Below are 17,379 nucleotides of genomic sequence, written 5' to 3'. Positions count from 1 at the left end.
AGAAGAATCATATTTTTTATTTAAGTGGCTAAATTGTTTTTATGATTGAACTATTCAATAATAAATATCGTGTACCATCAGCACGTTTACAGTCTTGGAATTATGCAAATGAGGGCATCTATTTTGTAACCATTTGCACCAAAGATAGAGAACCCTATTTTGGAGATATTGAAGATGCCACATTGCTACCGAATGAAATAGGAAAAATAGCCTGGCTTGAATGGTTTAAGGCTATAGAGATGCGACCAGATATGAATATTGAATTAGGAGAATTTGTGGTAATGCCAAACCATATTCATGGAATAATAATAATTGGCAGAAATAATTTCAACAAACCCGATTATAGCAATTGTTCCGAAAGTCAGAATCAATTTATGGCACAATCTAAAAATCTGGCGTCAATTATCAGAGGTTATAAATCGGCGGTTAGTTCTTATGCTAACAAAAACAACATCAATTTTGAATGGCAAACACGGTTTCATGAACATATTATTCGTTCTGAAGACGATTACGCAACCATAGCAAATTATATCATTAATAATCCTGCCAAATGGGAAGAAGACAAATTTTATAGTTCCATTTAATTAATGATGTTGATTTTGTAATTATTAAAATAACATAAAAAAATCCTATTCGTAGAGACGACATGCTGGCGTCTCCAAGGGCCTGTCTAATTCCTGAAAATTATATTTGAGAAATGAATCCAATAGATGATTTTCTGACATTTATAGACCTTTGGAGACGCCAGCATGTCGTCTCTACTTGAATTGCGTTTTTTCAGTATATCCAAAGAACGTTTATTTCTTGAATCTTAATAAGTCCGCATTGTACACTAAAAATTTCCTTTGTTACATTAGGCGGTGACCGCCACGGCGGACCGTTTCATTCACCGTTACTCCGAGTAGCCTTTTAGCCACAGCATTTTTCACTTAAAATCGCTTTTAAATTTAGATAAATTTATCCAGATTTCAAAGGTTTTTGGGGCTGTGATTAGGGCGAAATTTGTAAGAAAAATGCTATTTGTGGTGGGGAGGTTTAGATTTAAAGAAATAGTAATTTTCGTAGAGCCGTATTGCAATACGGCTCTTGTCGGCGAATGTGTTTTGGACTATAAACAGGTTTGAATTATATGTTTTTTTGAGAATAATTTCCCCAAATATTTATTCAAAAAATTAGACAGACCCTTGTAGTCTTATAACAATACGACTCTACCGAAATTGGTATTTTTGTATCATTTATGGCATCAATTTCAACAAATACATTTCTATTAAAAACAATATTTTTACTTTCTCAAAACAATTCCTATCAATAAAAGTTTATACAATAAGATAAAAAATAAAACAGGTATTTTTACCCTTGTATTATTTGCATTTATAAAAAAATAATATTTCTTTACATAGCATTATGGCATGAATAATGCAAATGAGAAATAAATTGTGAATCGAGAATGGCGAATTAGTGAATAATTAATCGTCTATTTCAAATTCGCTGATTTGCTAATATAATAATTCGCAATCCGCTAATTCGCCATTCACAATTACAAAGGCCAGAAACTATAAAATCACGATGAATGAAAACACTATCATTTTTGTTTTCAGGCGTTCTCTTATTTTTGTCAGGAAACTTTTTACAGGCCCAAACTATCAACAAAAATTATATTGATGGCGAGGTTTATGTAAAACTTAAAGAAAGACCATTAGCGGGTATTAACCTCGCAAATGGCGCAGTAAATATGGCTGCCGAACTGCCTTTTTTGCAGAGAGTCAGCCATATTTCGAACACCCTTGTGGCTACACGTAGCTTTTATTTCTCCAATTCGAGCGAGCTGCAAAAAGTTTATCGGCTAAAGATTGGTAATCCAAAGCAGGTGCATCAGTTTATCAAGGAAATCGGCAAAGACCCAAACGTTGAATACGCCGAGCCTGTGCCTTACCGTGAGATAATAGCCACACCCAATGACCCACAAACGGGCAACCAATACCACTTAGGCAAGGTAAAAGCCTTCGAAGCGTGGGATGTTGCCCAGGGCACTACCGATATTATAGTGGCCGTGGTCGATAACGCCATACAGGCAAATCATGAAGATTTGGCGGCAAATATGCTCCCCGGCAGAGATATTTCGGATAACGACAACGATACCTCACCACCCGATAGTACTTTTTCGCATGGCACACACGTGGCTGGTTTGGTTGGAGCTGTAAGCAACAACAATATTGGCGTAGCATCGGCGGGTTTCAACCGTATCAAGATTTTACCCGTAAAAGTAACACCCAACAATGGCACACCAACAAGTGTGTATCATGGCTTTGAGGGCATTGCTTGGGCAGCGGCCAATGGTGCCAAAATTATCAACGTTTCGTGGGGTGGCTATGCCTACTCAATTACCGACCAGGCGGTCATTAACAACGCCTATGCATCGGGGGCAATTATTATAGCCGCAGCAGGCAACGAAGCCCGTAATTCGGCTTATTATCCGGCTTCGTATACACACGTGGTTTCGGTTGCCAGCACTAATTTTTATGACGATAAAAGTTCCTTTTCAAACTACCATTCCACCGTCGACCTCACGGCACCGGGTAGTAGTATTTTCAGCACAAAGGCAATCAATAAATATGGTTACTCAAGTGGCACTTCAATGGCGGCACCCATTGTGAGTAGCATTTTTGGCTATGTGTGGTCGGTTAGGCCAACGCTTTCGCAGCAAGAACTAGAAAACCTCATTAAAAATACCAGCGATAACCTTGATGCCCAAAACCCTGCCTATGCAGGTATGCTGGGCAGCGGCAGGGTAAATGCCTTGAAGGCCGTATCTTGCTTGCAGGAAAACATTCTCCCGAGCCTTTTGCCTGCACCTACAAGTGTGCTTTGCACAGGCAAATTGCAGGAATTGTTCTGCACAGATATTGAAGGAGCTACTTATACCTGGAAAAAGGATGGCGTAGACTTAAATAACAATCAGGCATGGTTTGTTACTTCCGAAAGCGGTCAATATATTGTAAAACTTGCTAAAAACACCTGTGAAATTGAAACCCTGCCAATAACGGTGAGCTTTGTACCAACAAGTGTTGAGCTTACGGTTGGGCTTACAAAGGCTTGTGTGGGTGATTCTATCTTACTCACAGCCCCAAACCTGACGGGTATTCATTACCAATGGAAGAAAGATGGTGTAAACATCGGCACAAATTCATACAGGTTTTATGCCAAGCAAAATGCCAACTATACCGTAAGCCTGAGCGGCGATAGTTGTAGTGTAACATCGCCCGAAGTAAGCCTTGCGTTTGTTACCCTTAACCCTCAGATTACGTCAAGCAACGCCACGCTTCTGTGCGCAGGGCAAAGCACTACGCTATTGGCTAATAATGAAGCCGATGCAAGCTATCAATGGAAAAAAGACGGTGCGCTTATTTCGGGTGCAACAGCAGTTAGCTATCAGGTAAATGAGGCAGGTGAATATACTGTGGAACAGAAACTGGGGCAATGTGTGCTAACATCAAACAAAATACTGGTGAGCTACACCACACAAATGGCCGCAGCACCTAGCGTAACCAACCGTGAAATATGTGAAGGACAAGCCCTGAGCACAGGCAATGGCTTGCAGGCAAGTGCCGAAAACTGTGTGGGTTCGGCAACATTTTCGTATGCTTATACGGGCAATGTAGTAGGTTATGACGGAAACCAGCAAACAGGGTCAAATCCAACGATAACTATAAGCGACTTGGCCGGAAAAGTAGTTGGCAAAATAAGAGTAACCGTTAAGTTTGATAAAAAAGACCAGAACGGGCTAAACGATTGTGCTTTACCTCATGGCGGAAGCCAACCTTATACCGATGAGGTTTCGTTCAGGCTTCAATCGCCTGATGGCACTATCATTACGCTATTGGCTAGCGGTACTTATAATTATTATGTATATAACGGGGCTATCACGCTTACATTTGAAGACGGCAAACCAGCAATTAATGTTGATTCATCGCCATTATCAGGTACATTCAGCCCTTTGCAGGCTTTATCGGCTTTTAATGGGCTATCGGCCAATGGCACATGGACCTTGCTGCCCAATGATAATTCGAGCGGAGACCCACTTTGTGTATCAGCTTTTTCGGTCGATATTCAGGTAGACAACATAAGTCAGCCAAGTACTTTCAGTTGGTGGAGTGCCAGCGATGGAGGGCAAAAACTAGGCACAGGGCATGAGTTTATTCCGGCCAATGCCACAGCGGGCATTAATACCTATTATGTACAAAACCAATGTGCCGGTGTTTGCCCAAGCACGCTTGTGCCTGTAACGCTCAACATAAAGAAAGGCAGCGAAAGCATCTTAAGTATTATGGCCTATGCACTGTCAGACTCGGCTGCAACTGCCATAAGCCCAAAATTAGCGGGTGGCATTTTGAGCAATAAAAACCCGACAACCATCAAAAACGGTATCGATTCTACTATTGTATCGCTCAATGCCCCACTCATCGACCCTCTCACTGTATGCAGTGGCACAAAAGTGCTTTTGCTTGGTAGTGGTTGCAACAGCACCTTGCATTGGTCAACAAGCCAGCATGCACTCGGTATTATTGCTAGTCCATCAAGCACAAGTGTATATTCGGTAGCTTGCGACGATGCCAACACAGGATGCTGGAACTCAACAGCCCAGCGAACCATTCAGGTAAAACCCAGCGATGTAACTGTGAGCACCCAGATTCCACAAAAAGGCTTGCAAGAGTTTGTGGGCAACAGGGTATCGGTAAATAATATTGCCGAATCTCCGTCGGTAACAAGTATAAAAGCCGAAAACTCGGTTGTATTATTACCCGGCTTTCAGGTAGAAGGGAACAGTGTTTTTACAGCGCAAATTGCTGCTATTTGCCCTAACTGATTAAAACAAAGTACAAAAAAAACTTAATTTATTAATAAAATTTAGGCTTACACAAAGAAGAAACAAAACATAACCCACTGATAATAAAACACTTATAAGAATCCTGATTTTTGAGCTTGGTATTTTGGATGATATTGCATTTTCAAATTCAACATCTTATTGTAAATTTGCAAACCTTGTAAAAAAATACTTACTAAACTCAAAATAATTCACTATGGATTCAACGATTGTCTATCTTGTTCCGGTGTTCGGAATAATCGGATTACTTTACACTGCTTGGCGATTCAGTTGGGTATCAAACCAACCAACGGGAGATGCCAATATGCAAAAACTTTCAGGCTACATTGCCGACGGAGCCATTGCATTCTTAAAAGCAGAATGGAAAATCTTGGCTTACTTTGCTATTCCAACAGCTATTTTACTGGCATGGTTAGGCTCAAGCGAAGGCACTCCCGAATCCCCTATTCATTCTAGCCCTATTATTGCTGTTGCATTTTTGATTGGGGCGGTTTTCTCGGCAACAGCCGGTTACATAGGTATGAAAATCGCTACTAAAGCCAACGTACGTACAGCTCAGGCGGCACGTACCTCATTAGCAAAAGCACTACAAGTGTCGTTCACGGGTGGTTCGGTAATGGGTATGGGTGTGGCAGGCTTGGCGGTTTTAGGCTTGAGTGGTCTTTTCATTATTTTTTACAACTACTTTGCCAAAGGCGAATTGCTTACTTCTGACAACATGAAGAAAGCCATTGAAGTATTGGCAGGTTTCTCGTTAGGTGCCGAGTCTATTGCGTTATTTGCACGTGTAGGTGGTGGTATCTATACCAAAGCTGCCGACGTAGGTGCCGACCTTGTAGGTAAAGTAGAAGCAGGTATCCCTGAAGATGATGTTCGTAACCCTGCAACTATCGCCGATAACGTAGGTGATAACGTGGGTGACGTAGCAGGTATGGGTGCCGACTTATTTGGTTCTTATGTAGCTACAATTCTTGCAACTATGGTATTAGGGCAAGAAATAAGCGTAATAGATGATTTTGGTGGTTTCTCTCCGGTAATTCTTCCGATGATGATTGCAGGTGTAGGTCTTTTGGCTTCTTTGGTTTCTACATTCTTTGTACGTATCAGCAGCGAAGAGTCATCAGTACAAAATGCATTGAACCTTGGCAACTGGGCATCAATCATTATCACACTTATTGCTTCTTACTTCCTGGTAGTTAAAATCTTACCAGAAAACCTTAGCTTACGTGGCCATGAGTTTACATCAATGGGTGTATTCTGGGCTATTGTGGTTGGTCTTGTGGTAGGTGCTTTGATGTCAATCATCACCGAGTATTACACAGCTATGGGCAAGCCTCCTGTAATGTCAATCGTTCAGAAATCAGGTACTGGTCATGCTACCAACATTATTGGTGGTTTGGCAGTAGGTATGGAGTCTACGGTGTTACCAATCATTGTATTGGCAGCAGGTATTATTTTCTCGTATAGCTTTGCAGGTTTATATGGTGTATCTATTGCCGCAGCAGGTATGATGGCAACAACAGCTATGCAGTTGGCTATTGATGCTTTCGGCCCAATTGCCGATAACGCAGGTGGAATCGCAGAGATGTCTCAACTACCTCCAGAAGTTCGAGAACGTACCGATAACCTTGATGCCGTAGGAAACACAACAGCAGCAACCGGAAAAGGTTTTGCTATTGCTTCTGCAGCCCTTACTTCATTGGCTTTATTTGCAGCTTTTGTAGGTATTGCAGGTATTGATGCCATCGATATTTACAAAGCTCCGGTATTGGCAGGTTTGTTTGTAGGGGGTATGATTCCTTTTATTTTCAGTGCATTATGTATTTCAGCAGTAGGTAAAGCAGCTATGGAAATGGTAAACGAAGTTCGTCGCCAATTCCGTGAGATTCCGGGTATCATGGAATACAAAGCTGAACCAGAGTACGAAAAATGTGTCGCAATTTCAACACAAGCATCAATCAAACAAATGATTCTACCGGGGGCTATCGCTCTTATAGTTCCGGTATTAGTAGGTTTCGGATTCAAAGGAGTTTTTGAAGGTACATCATCAGCCGAAATCCTTGGTGGTTTATTAGCGGGTGTTACTGTATCAGGTGTATTGATGGGAATATTCCAGTCAAACGCAGGTGGTGCATGGGATAACGCTAAGAAATCGTTCGAAAAAGGCGTTGTGATTGATGGTGAAACCTATTACAAAAAATCGGAGCCACACAAAGCATCTGTAACCGGTGACACCGTTGGTGACCCATTCAAAGATACTTCAGGCCCATCGATGAACATCCTTATCAAATTGATGTCAATCGTTTCTTTGGTTATTGCACCTTACATTGCAGCAAAATCAAGCCATACTACTATTAGTGAAAAACTTGAAATTGTAGAAGCAGAATTGCCATCGAGCATCAACAAGCAATTATCATCAGGTGTTACCCTGAACTTTGTTGAGGGCGGTATCGAAGACCAACTAATCAAATTCATTGAAGACGAAAACCAACAAGTTGACAAAGATGTATGGTTTAACTTCAAAGATTTGAACTTCAACTCAGGAAGCGCAACAATCGATGAAAAATCGATGAACGAAGTAAAAAACATCGCTGAAATTCTGAAATCATATCCAAACGTAAACATCAAAGTGGGTGGTTATACAGATAACGAAGGCGACGACGCTAAGAATCTACAACTATCAGGCGAAAGAGCAAGTGCTGTAAAAGGAGCTTTAGTAGGCTCAGGCATTGCTGATGCACGTTTAGAGTCAGAAGGTTATGGTGAGCAACATCCGGTAGCATCAAACGATACACCGGAAGGAAGAGCACAAAACCGCCGTATTGCCGTAAGCGTTCGTAAGAAGTAATTCTTTATCATAAAGCATAAAAAAGCCTCTGGTGGAAACATCAGGGGCTTTTTTCGTTCCCACAGACTCCGTGTCACGCTTATACTCGTACGCAAAAGAGCGGCGGTGCGGGTATGAGTTGAAGGGTTTTGCTATTTCGTAAAATTACATATCCCGCTAGGGATGATATATCGGTAGAAAAAGAATTAAGCAGATATTTGTATCCCATCGGGATAATATATTCTTCGAGAGTTAATATACCGTCCTTATGGGCCTTGGTTAGTCTAATCTTAAAAGTACTACCGATATATCATCCCTAACGGGATTTTTAAGCAAATACAAACACCAAAGGATAATTAGTAGAATCTGTTCACCTCCCCAACTAACCGTGACACGCCCGTCTTCTTCGGAGTATAGGCGTGCCACGGCCAATAAAAAACCTCTCATGAAATCACGAGAGGCTTTTTGGCGTTCAGATATTAAAGGCCAGAACCATTAGTTCTTTCCTATTACTTCATCATTGTATATTACAAATTGATTCAATACTTCTTTGATTTTCTTGCGGTTTGTAGCCGAATCGTTTTTCTCTTTTTCGATAGCCGAGAAATACTCGCTCAACATTTTACTTCTCACAAATTGTTTGATAGTAATGTTTTTGTGTTTGTCAAAAACCACTTGCCATTCTGCACGCACATCAGCCCAGAACGGAGCGTGTTCTGCCCACCATTTTTTGGTAACTTCACAAGCTTTTTCGTCTGTTTTACGGTAATCGTTGATACCTTTTTCTTGTGCAATCAACACATCGGCACCATCTTTTCTCGAGATTTTATCGTTATCCTGCTCGTGCAAATAGCCATAATCGGTAACGTAGATTCTATTACCACGTTTCAATACGTTGTAATCTTTACGTTTTGTGTACTCACGGCGTGGAAGCGGCGCATCTACTTTACTTTCCCAAAGGTGTTTACCATTCACGTGCGACCATTGCGCAAAACCTTCGTAACGGGGGGCATCGTCAACCTCATATACTTTTTGTGTCCAACCTTTTTTCACTTGTGCTTTGTCAAACTGGCTATATTTCCAGACACCTTCTTTATAAAAACTCAATAAATTCGGGTCTTCGTAAGTCCAGTCTTCACGCCAATGTTTTACCACCATCGTATCGCCGATAGCCAACAAGTGTTGAATCACAATTTTATCTTTCGATTCTTCTACCACAAACACATACTCAGTTCCTTTAGCGTGGTATTGGCTGCTAAGTTTATACTCTTTGTTTGGCGAGAAAGTTTCGGCATAATCAAACTTTACTTCATGGCAACCACATTGCCCTTTAATGGCAGCAATATCAGCCGATTTCTGAGCAAATGCAGCTCCGAAACTCGCTAGTAGTAAAAAAGCTATTTTTTTCATTTTTTGAATTAATTTTTGTTTTGATTTATGGATATTTAGTGATTGGACGATTGGAATTATTTAGTGAGTGATGAATGAGTGATTATGTTATTGATTATAGCTAGTTTCATTTTTGAATTACACTATATGAAATTCTAATCACTCATTCACTAAATCACTCATTCGCTCACAAATCAATTATTTCACCTCAATGGTAGTTTCGGTATGGTATCGAACCGACTCATAAGGTTTATCTTTATAAGTACCCGGCGTTTTGTCAATCCATTCGGCTTCTATCAGGTAAATACCTTTTGTATTTGGCACGAACGATGTACGGCCTCTTTCGCTCGTAACTTTTACTTTTTCCCAACCATCAGGGCTTATTACGGTTACTTTGGCTTTATCGGCAGGTACATTGTTTTTAAATGCAGTTAGGTTTATACCATTATCGGTCTCGGTGGCAATAATATCAAAGTAGTTGCTAGGTTTGTTGGCTGCCGTAGCTTTACCAACGCTATAATTGGTGCGCAGGTATTGCATTGGGCGCACAACACCTAAATTGTGTTTTGCCCAATCTTGTACTTCACGGGTTTCGTTAATACCCAATATCTGGTAATTACCTTCTGTTTTTGGCGTAAAAGTGCCTTCCCAATGTGTTTCGGTTTGCACAGTTGGCACATCAATACGGTTGCCGGCTTCGTCAATCACAAAGAGTTTTATCTCATTCATTTTGTCAAGCGATTTGCCTTTCATTCTTCCCTGATTGTTGTACTCACCATAGAAAATCTGAATCTTAGCCGCCTCTCCTACCTTACCTGAGCCTTTAACCTCAAGCCAGTAGCCATGTGCCGTTGCCAGAAAAGGCATCAACATAAGGGCAAGCAATGCAACTTTACTTTTCATATAAATTGTTGTTTTTTTGTATGTTTGATTAGAGAATTAGCTCAACGAAAACGCTTTGCGCCTTTGTTTGGCAACAGCCTTTTACTTAACAGAATACTTTTCGTCAAAAACTTTTTTGTGTCTCGTTTCAGAAGCTACAACCGCTTTTGATGTTTTCTTTCTTCTACCCCACCAGATATACGCACCCGTAACCGGCAAACTTGCCGCTATAAGGCTGGCAAAGAAAGCAAGTAGTTTACCCGCAAAACCGAATATTCCGCCAGTATGAATGTCATAATTCATTCTGAAAATTTTATCGGCTGTCGAGATACTCTCCAGTCGCCCGAAAGCATGCTTCACCGATACCTCATTTAATGTATATTGGTCAAAATATCGGTAGTCGTGTTTCCAATACACATCAACATCGGTAGTTGTAGCCGTAACAATGGTCGATTTTTCTGTTTCAGGTGGATGCACTTCAATGGTTTTTGCTCCGGGTGTTTCGGCAATTATTTTTTTCCAGATACGGTCAATAGCTGGTGTATTTTCTTGCAAGGTCAAGGTAGCTGCACTTGGGGTAGCCGATTCCGGCTCGTAGTATTCGGTTTGGGTTTTACCACCTGAAAGCGTATAATAATAAGCCTTAGAAAACCACTGGAAACCCCATACAAGGCCCGTAACGCCCAGAATAATAAGCACCCAGGTTGCATAAAAACCAAGCACATTGTGCAGGTCGTAGTTTACACGTCTCCATCTGGCATTCCATTTGATTGAGAATCGTTGTTTGGCTGCCGATTTATTTTTTGGCCACCACAGTATCATTCCTGTAATAGTCAGAATCAGAAAAATCAGCGTAGCGGTAGCCACTACTGGTTGCCCTATTGCATCGGGTAGCCATAAATAGAAGTGCCCGTCAAGAATAATTCGGAAAAAATCTTCATCCATATTCTTCACTTTCAGCACCTCTCCGCTGTAAGGATTCACATAGGCCAGGTAATAATAGCTTGGTTCATAGTGGTAGATTGTTGCAATAGCAGCACGGCCGGGTCTTTCGTAAGTAACACTATGTATTACTTTGTTCGGAACGGCTTTTTCTACAATCGCTTTAATAGCGGAGGGAGGCAACATCGGTTTCTTTTCGACCTCGATGTATCGGTAAGATTGGGTTAAGTCCTGAATTTCGGACTGAAAGGCGTAAATACAGCCGGTAATACTGACAATAAACACCACTAGCCCGGACGTAAGCCCGAGCCAGAGATGTATTTTGCCAACTGCTTTTTTAACTGTCATTGTTAGAATTTGTAGTTGATTGAAAGACGAAGATTTCTCTTAGCTTCTGTTTGCCAGTAATAGAATTGGCTCCAGTCATAAAATGCCCCCATGTATAAGTAAGCATTGGTAATATTGTTTACATTAAGTGCAACGGCAAATTTGTTGGCTTGGTAAGAAACTGCACCATCCATCTTGAAATAGTTTGGTAAGCCTTGTTTCGAACCATCAAACACGTACCACGACGAGCGACCAGCAATAAACTGACCACCCAACGATACACCAAAGCCTTTCAAAGCACCATTGGTTGCTTTATAGCTCAACCATGCATTGGCTACGTTTTTAGAAGTACCCGGTATCTGTACACCTACATTTTTCTCTTCTGTATCTTTGGTTACTTTACCATCCGTATAAGCGTAGTTCAAGGTAAGGTCTAAACCGTGCATAATTTGTCCACGTAAGTCAAATTCAATACCTTTTACTTGCGTTTGGCCTAACTGAATCGAGAAATATTGATTGTTAGGGTCAGCTGTCAAGACATTGTTTTTAGTGATGTTATATGCCGAAACCGAAGTTGACCACAAACCACCTAACCACTCACGTTTAATACCAATTTCTTTGTTGTTACCAGTAATTGGGTCGAAGCTCTTACCTTGGAAAGTAGCACCTGCTTGTGGCACAAATGCTTCGTCGAACACAGCATATACACTTGTATTTTTGTTAATAGAGTAGCTTAAACCAACACGTGGCGTAAATTTCTCTGCTTTACCAATACCCGAATACGGGTCGCTGTCTTGTGCGTTGGTGTAACGGCCTGCAAGTGTCAATCTTAATTTATCTTCGAAGAAGCGTAACTCATCTTGTAAGTAGATAGCCGCATAGCTTTGTGCATAATATACCCCTCTTTGGCGTAGGCTAAGGCTACGGTCATATTTAGGATAAGCCGATGCCGGTACAGTACCGTATACAGGGTTATAAATATTGAAACCAGCAGGCCCAGAGTAAGCACCACCTTGTGCCCAGTCATGATAAAAATCTTTTTGTCCCATATCTAAACCACCCAATATTCTGTGGTTTACAGGGCCAGTCTTCACATCGCCATTTACGAAGAACTGACCTACTTTAGTAATACCGAGTACGTCCCAAATAGAAGCACCTCTGATAAGCGTATCGCCATTGGCAGAGAAACCTGACGGCCAGATAGACTGCCCAATCTGGCTGTATTTCATGTAAGCCAACTGTCCGGTTAGTTTCCAATTATCGTTAAGGCTATGCGCCAAGCTAAGAAACAAAGTATTATCGTTGATGTTCGATGGGTCCATATTAGGCTCTGCCGTTGTAAAGTTTACAGGCAAATCGGCCATTCCTTTTTTAGAGAAAGCATAGTTTGAACCAATTACCGACATCTGGTTGAACTGGTAAGTATATTCGGCCGTTAACGATGTATTTGGCGTAAACTGGAATTTTAATACCGGAGCAATAGATATACGGTTATTGAACTCATAATCACGGTGTGAGCCTTTGGTTTGTCCCATCAGGTTCAAACGGTACAATACTTTACCGTCTTGTGATAGTTTACCATCAAAATCAAGGGCAGTACGGTAGGTATTAAAGCTACCAACGGTCATGTTTGCTTCACCTTTATTGATACCCGTAGGTTTTTTGGTTACTACGTTATAGAAACCACTAGGCTCGCCATTGGCTAGCATAAAGCCCGCTGGCCCTTTCACAAACTCAACACGCTCAACCATGCTCATATCTTCAGCAAGTGGGCCCCAGGTTGACTGTACATTCATTCCGTTTCTGAAAGCCGCAATTCTTGAACCTCTCATGTTTATCTGTGCGTAAGTGTCCCAGTGCTCAACACGGGTAGCACCACTCACATTACGGGTTACACCCTCAAGCATATCAAAAATTTGTTGGTCTTGAATTACCTGACGTGTTACAACCTGAATATTTTGTGGAACTTCTAATAGTGGAGTTTTTAAACGAAGTGAGATAGACGGGTAGTCGGTAACGTATTTACTTGGGTTTGCCGATACCACCACTTCTTGTAATTGGTTAGCACTTATTTCCATTTCAAAATCTAACGTTACTGTTTCGTCAGCTTTGATACTGAATTTTTTTGTTTCGGCTTTCAGCCCGATAAAACTAACTTGTGCTACATACTCACCTGGTTTTACATTGCCAATCTGGTAGTTTCCGTCAATATCAGCAACCGCACCTCTGTTTGCACCTTTAATAATAACATTTACAAATTCGGCAGGTTTGCCATCGTTTGTTGTAACTTTTCCTTTAAGGGTTCCGTTCTGTCCGAATACCCAAGCGCTACACATTACCAATAATACTGTAAAACTTAACTTCATTTTTTGGGGTGTTTGTATACTCATTAAATTTAAAAAAATCATTCTCTTGTTTGATGATGCAAATGTATAGCTTATTTAGACTAATTAAAAATAAAACTTAAAAATTATTTGGATTAATTCTAAATAAGAATTTACCTTTGTAGCACGATGCTAACAACAAGTATCCAACAACATATATTATATACTATTACAATTGCCTTTAGTGGTAATTATTCGGAAGGGAGGCACAATGAAAGATATAAATTACGAGAAGGCTGTGGCTAAGTTTCTGATTTTTTTGGAAGAAAAAGGACTGAGAAAAACCACAGAAAGAATGATGATGCTCGAAGAAATCTATTCTCGTCAGGACCATTTCGATGCTGAAGACCTTTATACAACTATGGTTGAAAAAAAGCAATACGTAAGTAGAGCTACTATATATAATAACCTTGAGGTATTGCTTGAATGTGGCCTGATACGTAAAAACCAGTTTGGCAACAACGTAACAAAATACGAGAAAGCAGCTAATTTCCGCCAGCACGACCACCTGATATGTTTAGACTGCCAACAGGTTAAAGAATTTTGTGACCCACGTTTGCAGCAGATTCAGAAAATGATAGGCGAAATGATGCAGTTTAATATTACTCAACACGATTTATTATTATATGGGCATTGTGAAAAAGCCGATTGTGAAAACAAAAAAGTATTGAGCAATTAATGGTTTGGGAATGTGAGAATGGGTGATTAGGTAAGTAGCAATTATCGGTAAGGTATCAAAATTGCTCATTTGCATTTGTTTGAGATAATAAAAAATTAATCACTGATTCGCCGAATAGCATGCAAGAAAAATCACACACATCAGCCGACAAAGAATCGTTGATGATTCAGGCTTTAGAAATTATTGATTACGTAAGCAACCAAAGGGTATTTCTGCTAGGAAAACCAATGCTGAGCCAGTTTAATTACCTGATTTGCGGATATACCGACGAAAATTATGGTGATTTATTGCAAAAGAAAATCAACAAACAAAAAAATGACTAGTCACAAACTTTTAATACTTGCCTCTTGTGCTTATGGGTATGTTGGTAAATGCCCGTGCTGCGAAAAATTCAATCTGGTATTCAACAACCAATTGTTTATTTTTTCGGAAGATGATTTGAGACAATTCAGAAGGATGTTTGATGACGAAAACACAATCTTTGATACAGGAGATGTGGGGGCAAGTGGAAGAACCCTAGGAATGCGCACCCCACTCAACAATTTTTATCTGATGTTTACCCCTAAAGAAATGGATAACTTCAGAAATATGCTAGATGATGCATTTGTTATGATAGAAGTAAATAAAGTACTACAGTACTAAACTAAATCCACCACATCAAAATTTTATATTTAAGTCGTAAATAACTGTCGTAGTAAGCAATCTTGTCACCGTTTTGTGTGGCAAGATTTTTTTTATGTGCAAATATAATTCGTTTCGGTTAAAGTGGTATCAAAAACATCCACTCAATAAATAATATAGAATTAATCTAAACTATTTTAGCTATAAACTTAACTTTGGCACACCTAATTACCAATTTCACTAAACACCTATATTCCTATTTCCACCATGAAACTTCCGCTGTTTTTCCTTATCAGTATGTTTTCATATTATTATACGCTAGCGCAACAACCGCTTATAGAATGGCAAAAAACCTACGGTGGCAGCTTCTACGACAAAGCCGTATCGGTTACCGAAACCCACGACGGTGGCTATTTTGTAGGCGGTCATTCGCAGTCAGACAATTTTCATCTCGACAATAATTTTGGCTTTTTTGATGGCTGGGTTATCAAACTAGATACACACGGCGAGCTTCAATGGAAAAAATCATTAGGTGGCAGTGGCGAAGATTATATCAACTCAGTAATTGAAACCCACGACCACAAGTTTATATGTCTTGGCTATACAAATTCAATCAACCACGATATTACCCAGAACTTTGGCCATACCGATTATTGGCTCATCAAGTTTACAAACAATGGCAATGTAGAATGGAAAAAGAATCTTGGCGGCAGCAGTAATGATTTTGGCTACTCAATTTGTAAAGCTGATAACGATACTTATATAATTGCAGGCTTTTCAGAATCAAACGATAGCTATGTAGTGGGGAATCATGGCTGGACTGATGCCTGGCTACTGAAAATTGATGGTGTTGGCAATGTGCTATGGCAAAAAACTTATGGTGGAGCTAAAAACGATCATGCGCACGCTATTACCAAAACGCACGATGGTGGTTTTCTTTTTGTAGGATATTCAAATTCAGAAGATATGCCGGGTGTACCAAATAAAGGCGGGCTTGATTTCTGGATAGTTAAAATAAATAAAGATGGTACCCTGCAATGGCAGAAAAAATTCGGAGGCACGCTCGACGAATATGCCAGAGCGGTAATGCAATGCAACGATGGCAGTTATGTAATTGCCGGAGAAACCTACTCGCATGATTACGATGCACTCGGGAATCATGCCAACAGCGAAAACACAGGTAATCGAGATTATCTGGTGGTAAAAATAGATAGCACAGGCCAGAAGCTCTGGAGCAAGTGCTACGGTGGCTTAAAAAACGAATATGCACGCTCACTTGTGCAAATGGCAGATGGCGAGTACTTGGTAGTTGGTGAGTCTTATTCGCCTGATGGCGAAGGTGAGCCTGTGGGGAATCATGGTAGTGCCGATTTTTGGGTGGTAAAGCTAAACCCTATCAATGGCGATATCCGCTGGCATAAATTATATGGTGGCAGTGGCCACGACGAACCCAACTGCATGGTGAGCACTTTTGATAACGGCTATCTGGTTGTTGGCAATACGGCCTCAAACAACGGCGATATAACTGAATGGCGAGGCGATGATGATTTCTGGATTCTGAAACTGAAAAATAACGAGTGCCAATCGGAAATGAATCTTACGAAGGATATTCCGAGTGGAAATTATAATTTTTCCGCATCCGAACGAATCATTTTTAAAGGTAAAATGCTTGATAACTCATCTATAATTAAAATGGAAGCCAATAAGAGCATTATGCTTACGGCTGGTTTTCAGACACAACCCGGTGCAACTTTTGAAGCAAAAATGGGTGCTTGCAATAATTAAGGTAAAAAAAATAGCGGGTTGAAACCAACCCGCTATATATCTATTAGCTATGATTTTTGCAATCTTATTGTTGACGCAAAGAACGTGGAATAGAGATAAACGCAATAGGATTGCTAGTTGCATCTAAGATTTTTACACCGTCGATTTCACCAATTGCACCTACTTTTACAGATTTACCTAAATCCAAATCTTTAATATCAACGTTTACATAATCAGGAATGTGTTTAGCCGGACCTTGCAAACGTAGTTTTTGCATTTTCTGAACTAATTTACCCCCTTTCTTTTGTCCTTCTGACGGACCGTGTAATTTAATCGGAACAGCTACTTTAATAACTTTGTCCGGAGTGATTTCTAAGAAATCAGCGTGAATGATTTGGTCGTTTACAGGGTGGTATTGTGAATCCTGCAAAATACCGGTGTAAATTTTACCTTCAATATTGATAGTTACTTCGTAAACATCAGGAGTAAAAAGTAAATCACGGAACAAGTAAGCCGGAGCATAGAACGAAACCTGGTTTTCTCCACCATATAACACACATGGGATCAATCCTTGCGCACGCAGTTCCTGTGAAGCCTGGCGTCCGAGATTCGCTCTGTTATACCCTACAATCTCAGTTTTTTTCATTTTTGTAAAGTTTAATTTTTGAACTTTAGTATCTGA

General features: G+C 40.3%; 12 protein-coding genes. 7 read left to right on the top strand and 5 right to left on the bottom strand.

Annotation, left to right across the window (positions count from 1 at the left end; translation table 11 throughout):
* The first annotated feature begins 41 nt into the window (after nt 1-41).
* The 3 genes from WAE64_RS13575 (at nt 42) to WAE64_RS13565 (ending at nt 7,730) form a co-directional block, all read left to right on the top strand.
* A complete protein-coding gene (locus tag WAE64_RS13575) occupies nt 42-584 on the top strand; it encodes a transposase (RefSeq protein ID WP_340237300.1) in 543 nt (180 codons plus the stop codon).
* A 986-nt stretch (nt 585-1,570) separates the two neighbouring features.
* Complete coding sequence (locus tag WAE64_RS13570) at nt 1,571-4,864, top strand: S8 family serine peptidase (protein WP_340237299.1); 3,294 nt, start codon at nt 1,571-1,573, stop codon at nt 4,862-4,864.
* Between the two features lie 214 nt (nt 4,865-5,078).
* Nucleotides 5,079-7,730: a sodium-translocating pyrophosphatase gene (locus WAE64_RS13565; protein WP_340237297.1), complete on the top strand. Its 2,652-nt coding sequence runs from the start codon at nt 5,079-5,081 to the stop codon at nt 7,728-7,730.
* A 474-nt stretch (nt 7,731-8,204) separates the two neighbouring features.
* On the opposite strand, the gene WAE64_RS13560 is transcribed toward WAE64_RS13565, so the two are convergent.
* The 4 genes from WAE64_RS13560 to WAE64_RS13545 all read right to left on the bottom strand — a co-directional run bounded on the left by WAE64_RS13560 (nt 8,205) and on the right by WAE64_RS13545 (nt 13,615).
* Nucleotides 8,205-9,119, bottom strand: a complete 915-nt coding sequence (locus WAE64_RS13560; RefSeq protein ID WP_340237295.1) for a DUF6607 family protein — start codon at nt 9,117-9,119, stop codon at nt 8,205-8,207.
* Between the two features lie 177 nt (nt 9,120-9,296).
* On the bottom strand, nt 9,297-10,001 hold the full coding sequence (locus WAE64_RS13555) for a nickel transport complex, NikM subunit,transmembrane (RefSeq protein WP_340237293.1): 705 nt from the start codon (nt 9,999-10,001) through the stop codon (nt 9,297-9,299).
* An 81-nt stretch (nt 10,002-10,082) separates the two neighbouring features.
* Entirely contained in the window at nt 10,083-11,270 is a 1,188-nt protein-coding gene (locus WAE64_RS13550) for a PepSY-associated TM helix domain-containing protein (protein WP_340237292.1), read from the bottom strand.
* A 2-nt stretch (nt 11,271-11,272) separates the two neighbouring features.
* Complete coding sequence (locus WAE64_RS13545) at nt 11,273-13,615, bottom strand: TonB-dependent siderophore receptor (RefSeq protein WP_340237290.1); 2,343 nt, start codon at nt 13,613-13,615, stop codon at nt 11,273-11,275.
* 229 nt (nt 13,616-13,844) lie between these two features.
* Between WAE64_RS13545 and WAE64_RS13540 the strand changes: the two genes are divergently transcribed.
* The 4 genes from WAE64_RS13540 (at nt 13,845) to WAE64_RS13525 (ending at nt 16,718) form a co-directional block, all read left to right on the top strand.
* Nucleotides 13,845-14,312, top strand: coding sequence for a Fur family transcriptional regulator (locus tag WAE64_RS13540; protein WP_340237288.1), 468 nt, complete (start codon nt 13,845-13,847; stop codon nt 14,310-14,312).
* 119 nt (nt 14,313-14,431) lie between these two features.
* A complete protein-coding gene (locus WAE64_RS13535) occupies nt 14,432-14,635 on the top strand; it encodes a hypothetical protein (protein ID WP_340237286.1) in 204 nt (67 codons plus the stop codon).
* Nucleotides 14,628-14,954: a DUF6686 family protein gene (locus WAE64_RS13530; protein ID WP_340237284.1), complete on the top strand. Its 327-nt coding sequence runs from the start codon at nt 14,628-14,630 to the stop codon at nt 14,952-14,954. Before WAE64_RS13535 ends, WAE64_RS13530 begins: the two co-directional genes overlap by 8 nt.
* 246 nt (nt 14,955-15,200) lie before the next feature.
* Nucleotides 15,201-16,718, top strand: a complete 1,518-nt coding sequence (locus tag WAE64_RS13525; RefSeq protein ID WP_340237283.1) for a 3-coathanger stack domain-containing protein — start codon at nt 15,201-15,203, stop codon at nt 16,716-16,718.
* A 64-nt stretch (nt 16,719-16,782) separates the two neighbouring features.
* Here the strand turns inward: WAE64_RS13525 and WAE64_RS13520 are convergent, their stop codons facing one another.
* Complete coding sequence (locus tag WAE64_RS13520) at nt 16,783-17,343, bottom strand: 50S ribosomal protein L25/general stress protein Ctc (RefSeq protein ID WP_340237282.1); 561 nt, start codon at nt 17,341-17,343, stop codon at nt 16,783-16,785.
* Between the last annotated feature and the right edge of the window lie 36 nt (nt 17,344-17,379).

It is taken from the genome of Emticicia soli, from assembly GCF_037860775.1.
GTDB classification, from domain to species: Bacteria; Bacteroidota; Bacteroidia; order Cytophagales; family Spirosomataceae; genus Emticicia; species Emticicia soli.
This window is presented reverse-complemented; position numbering and strand designations above follow the sequence as displayed.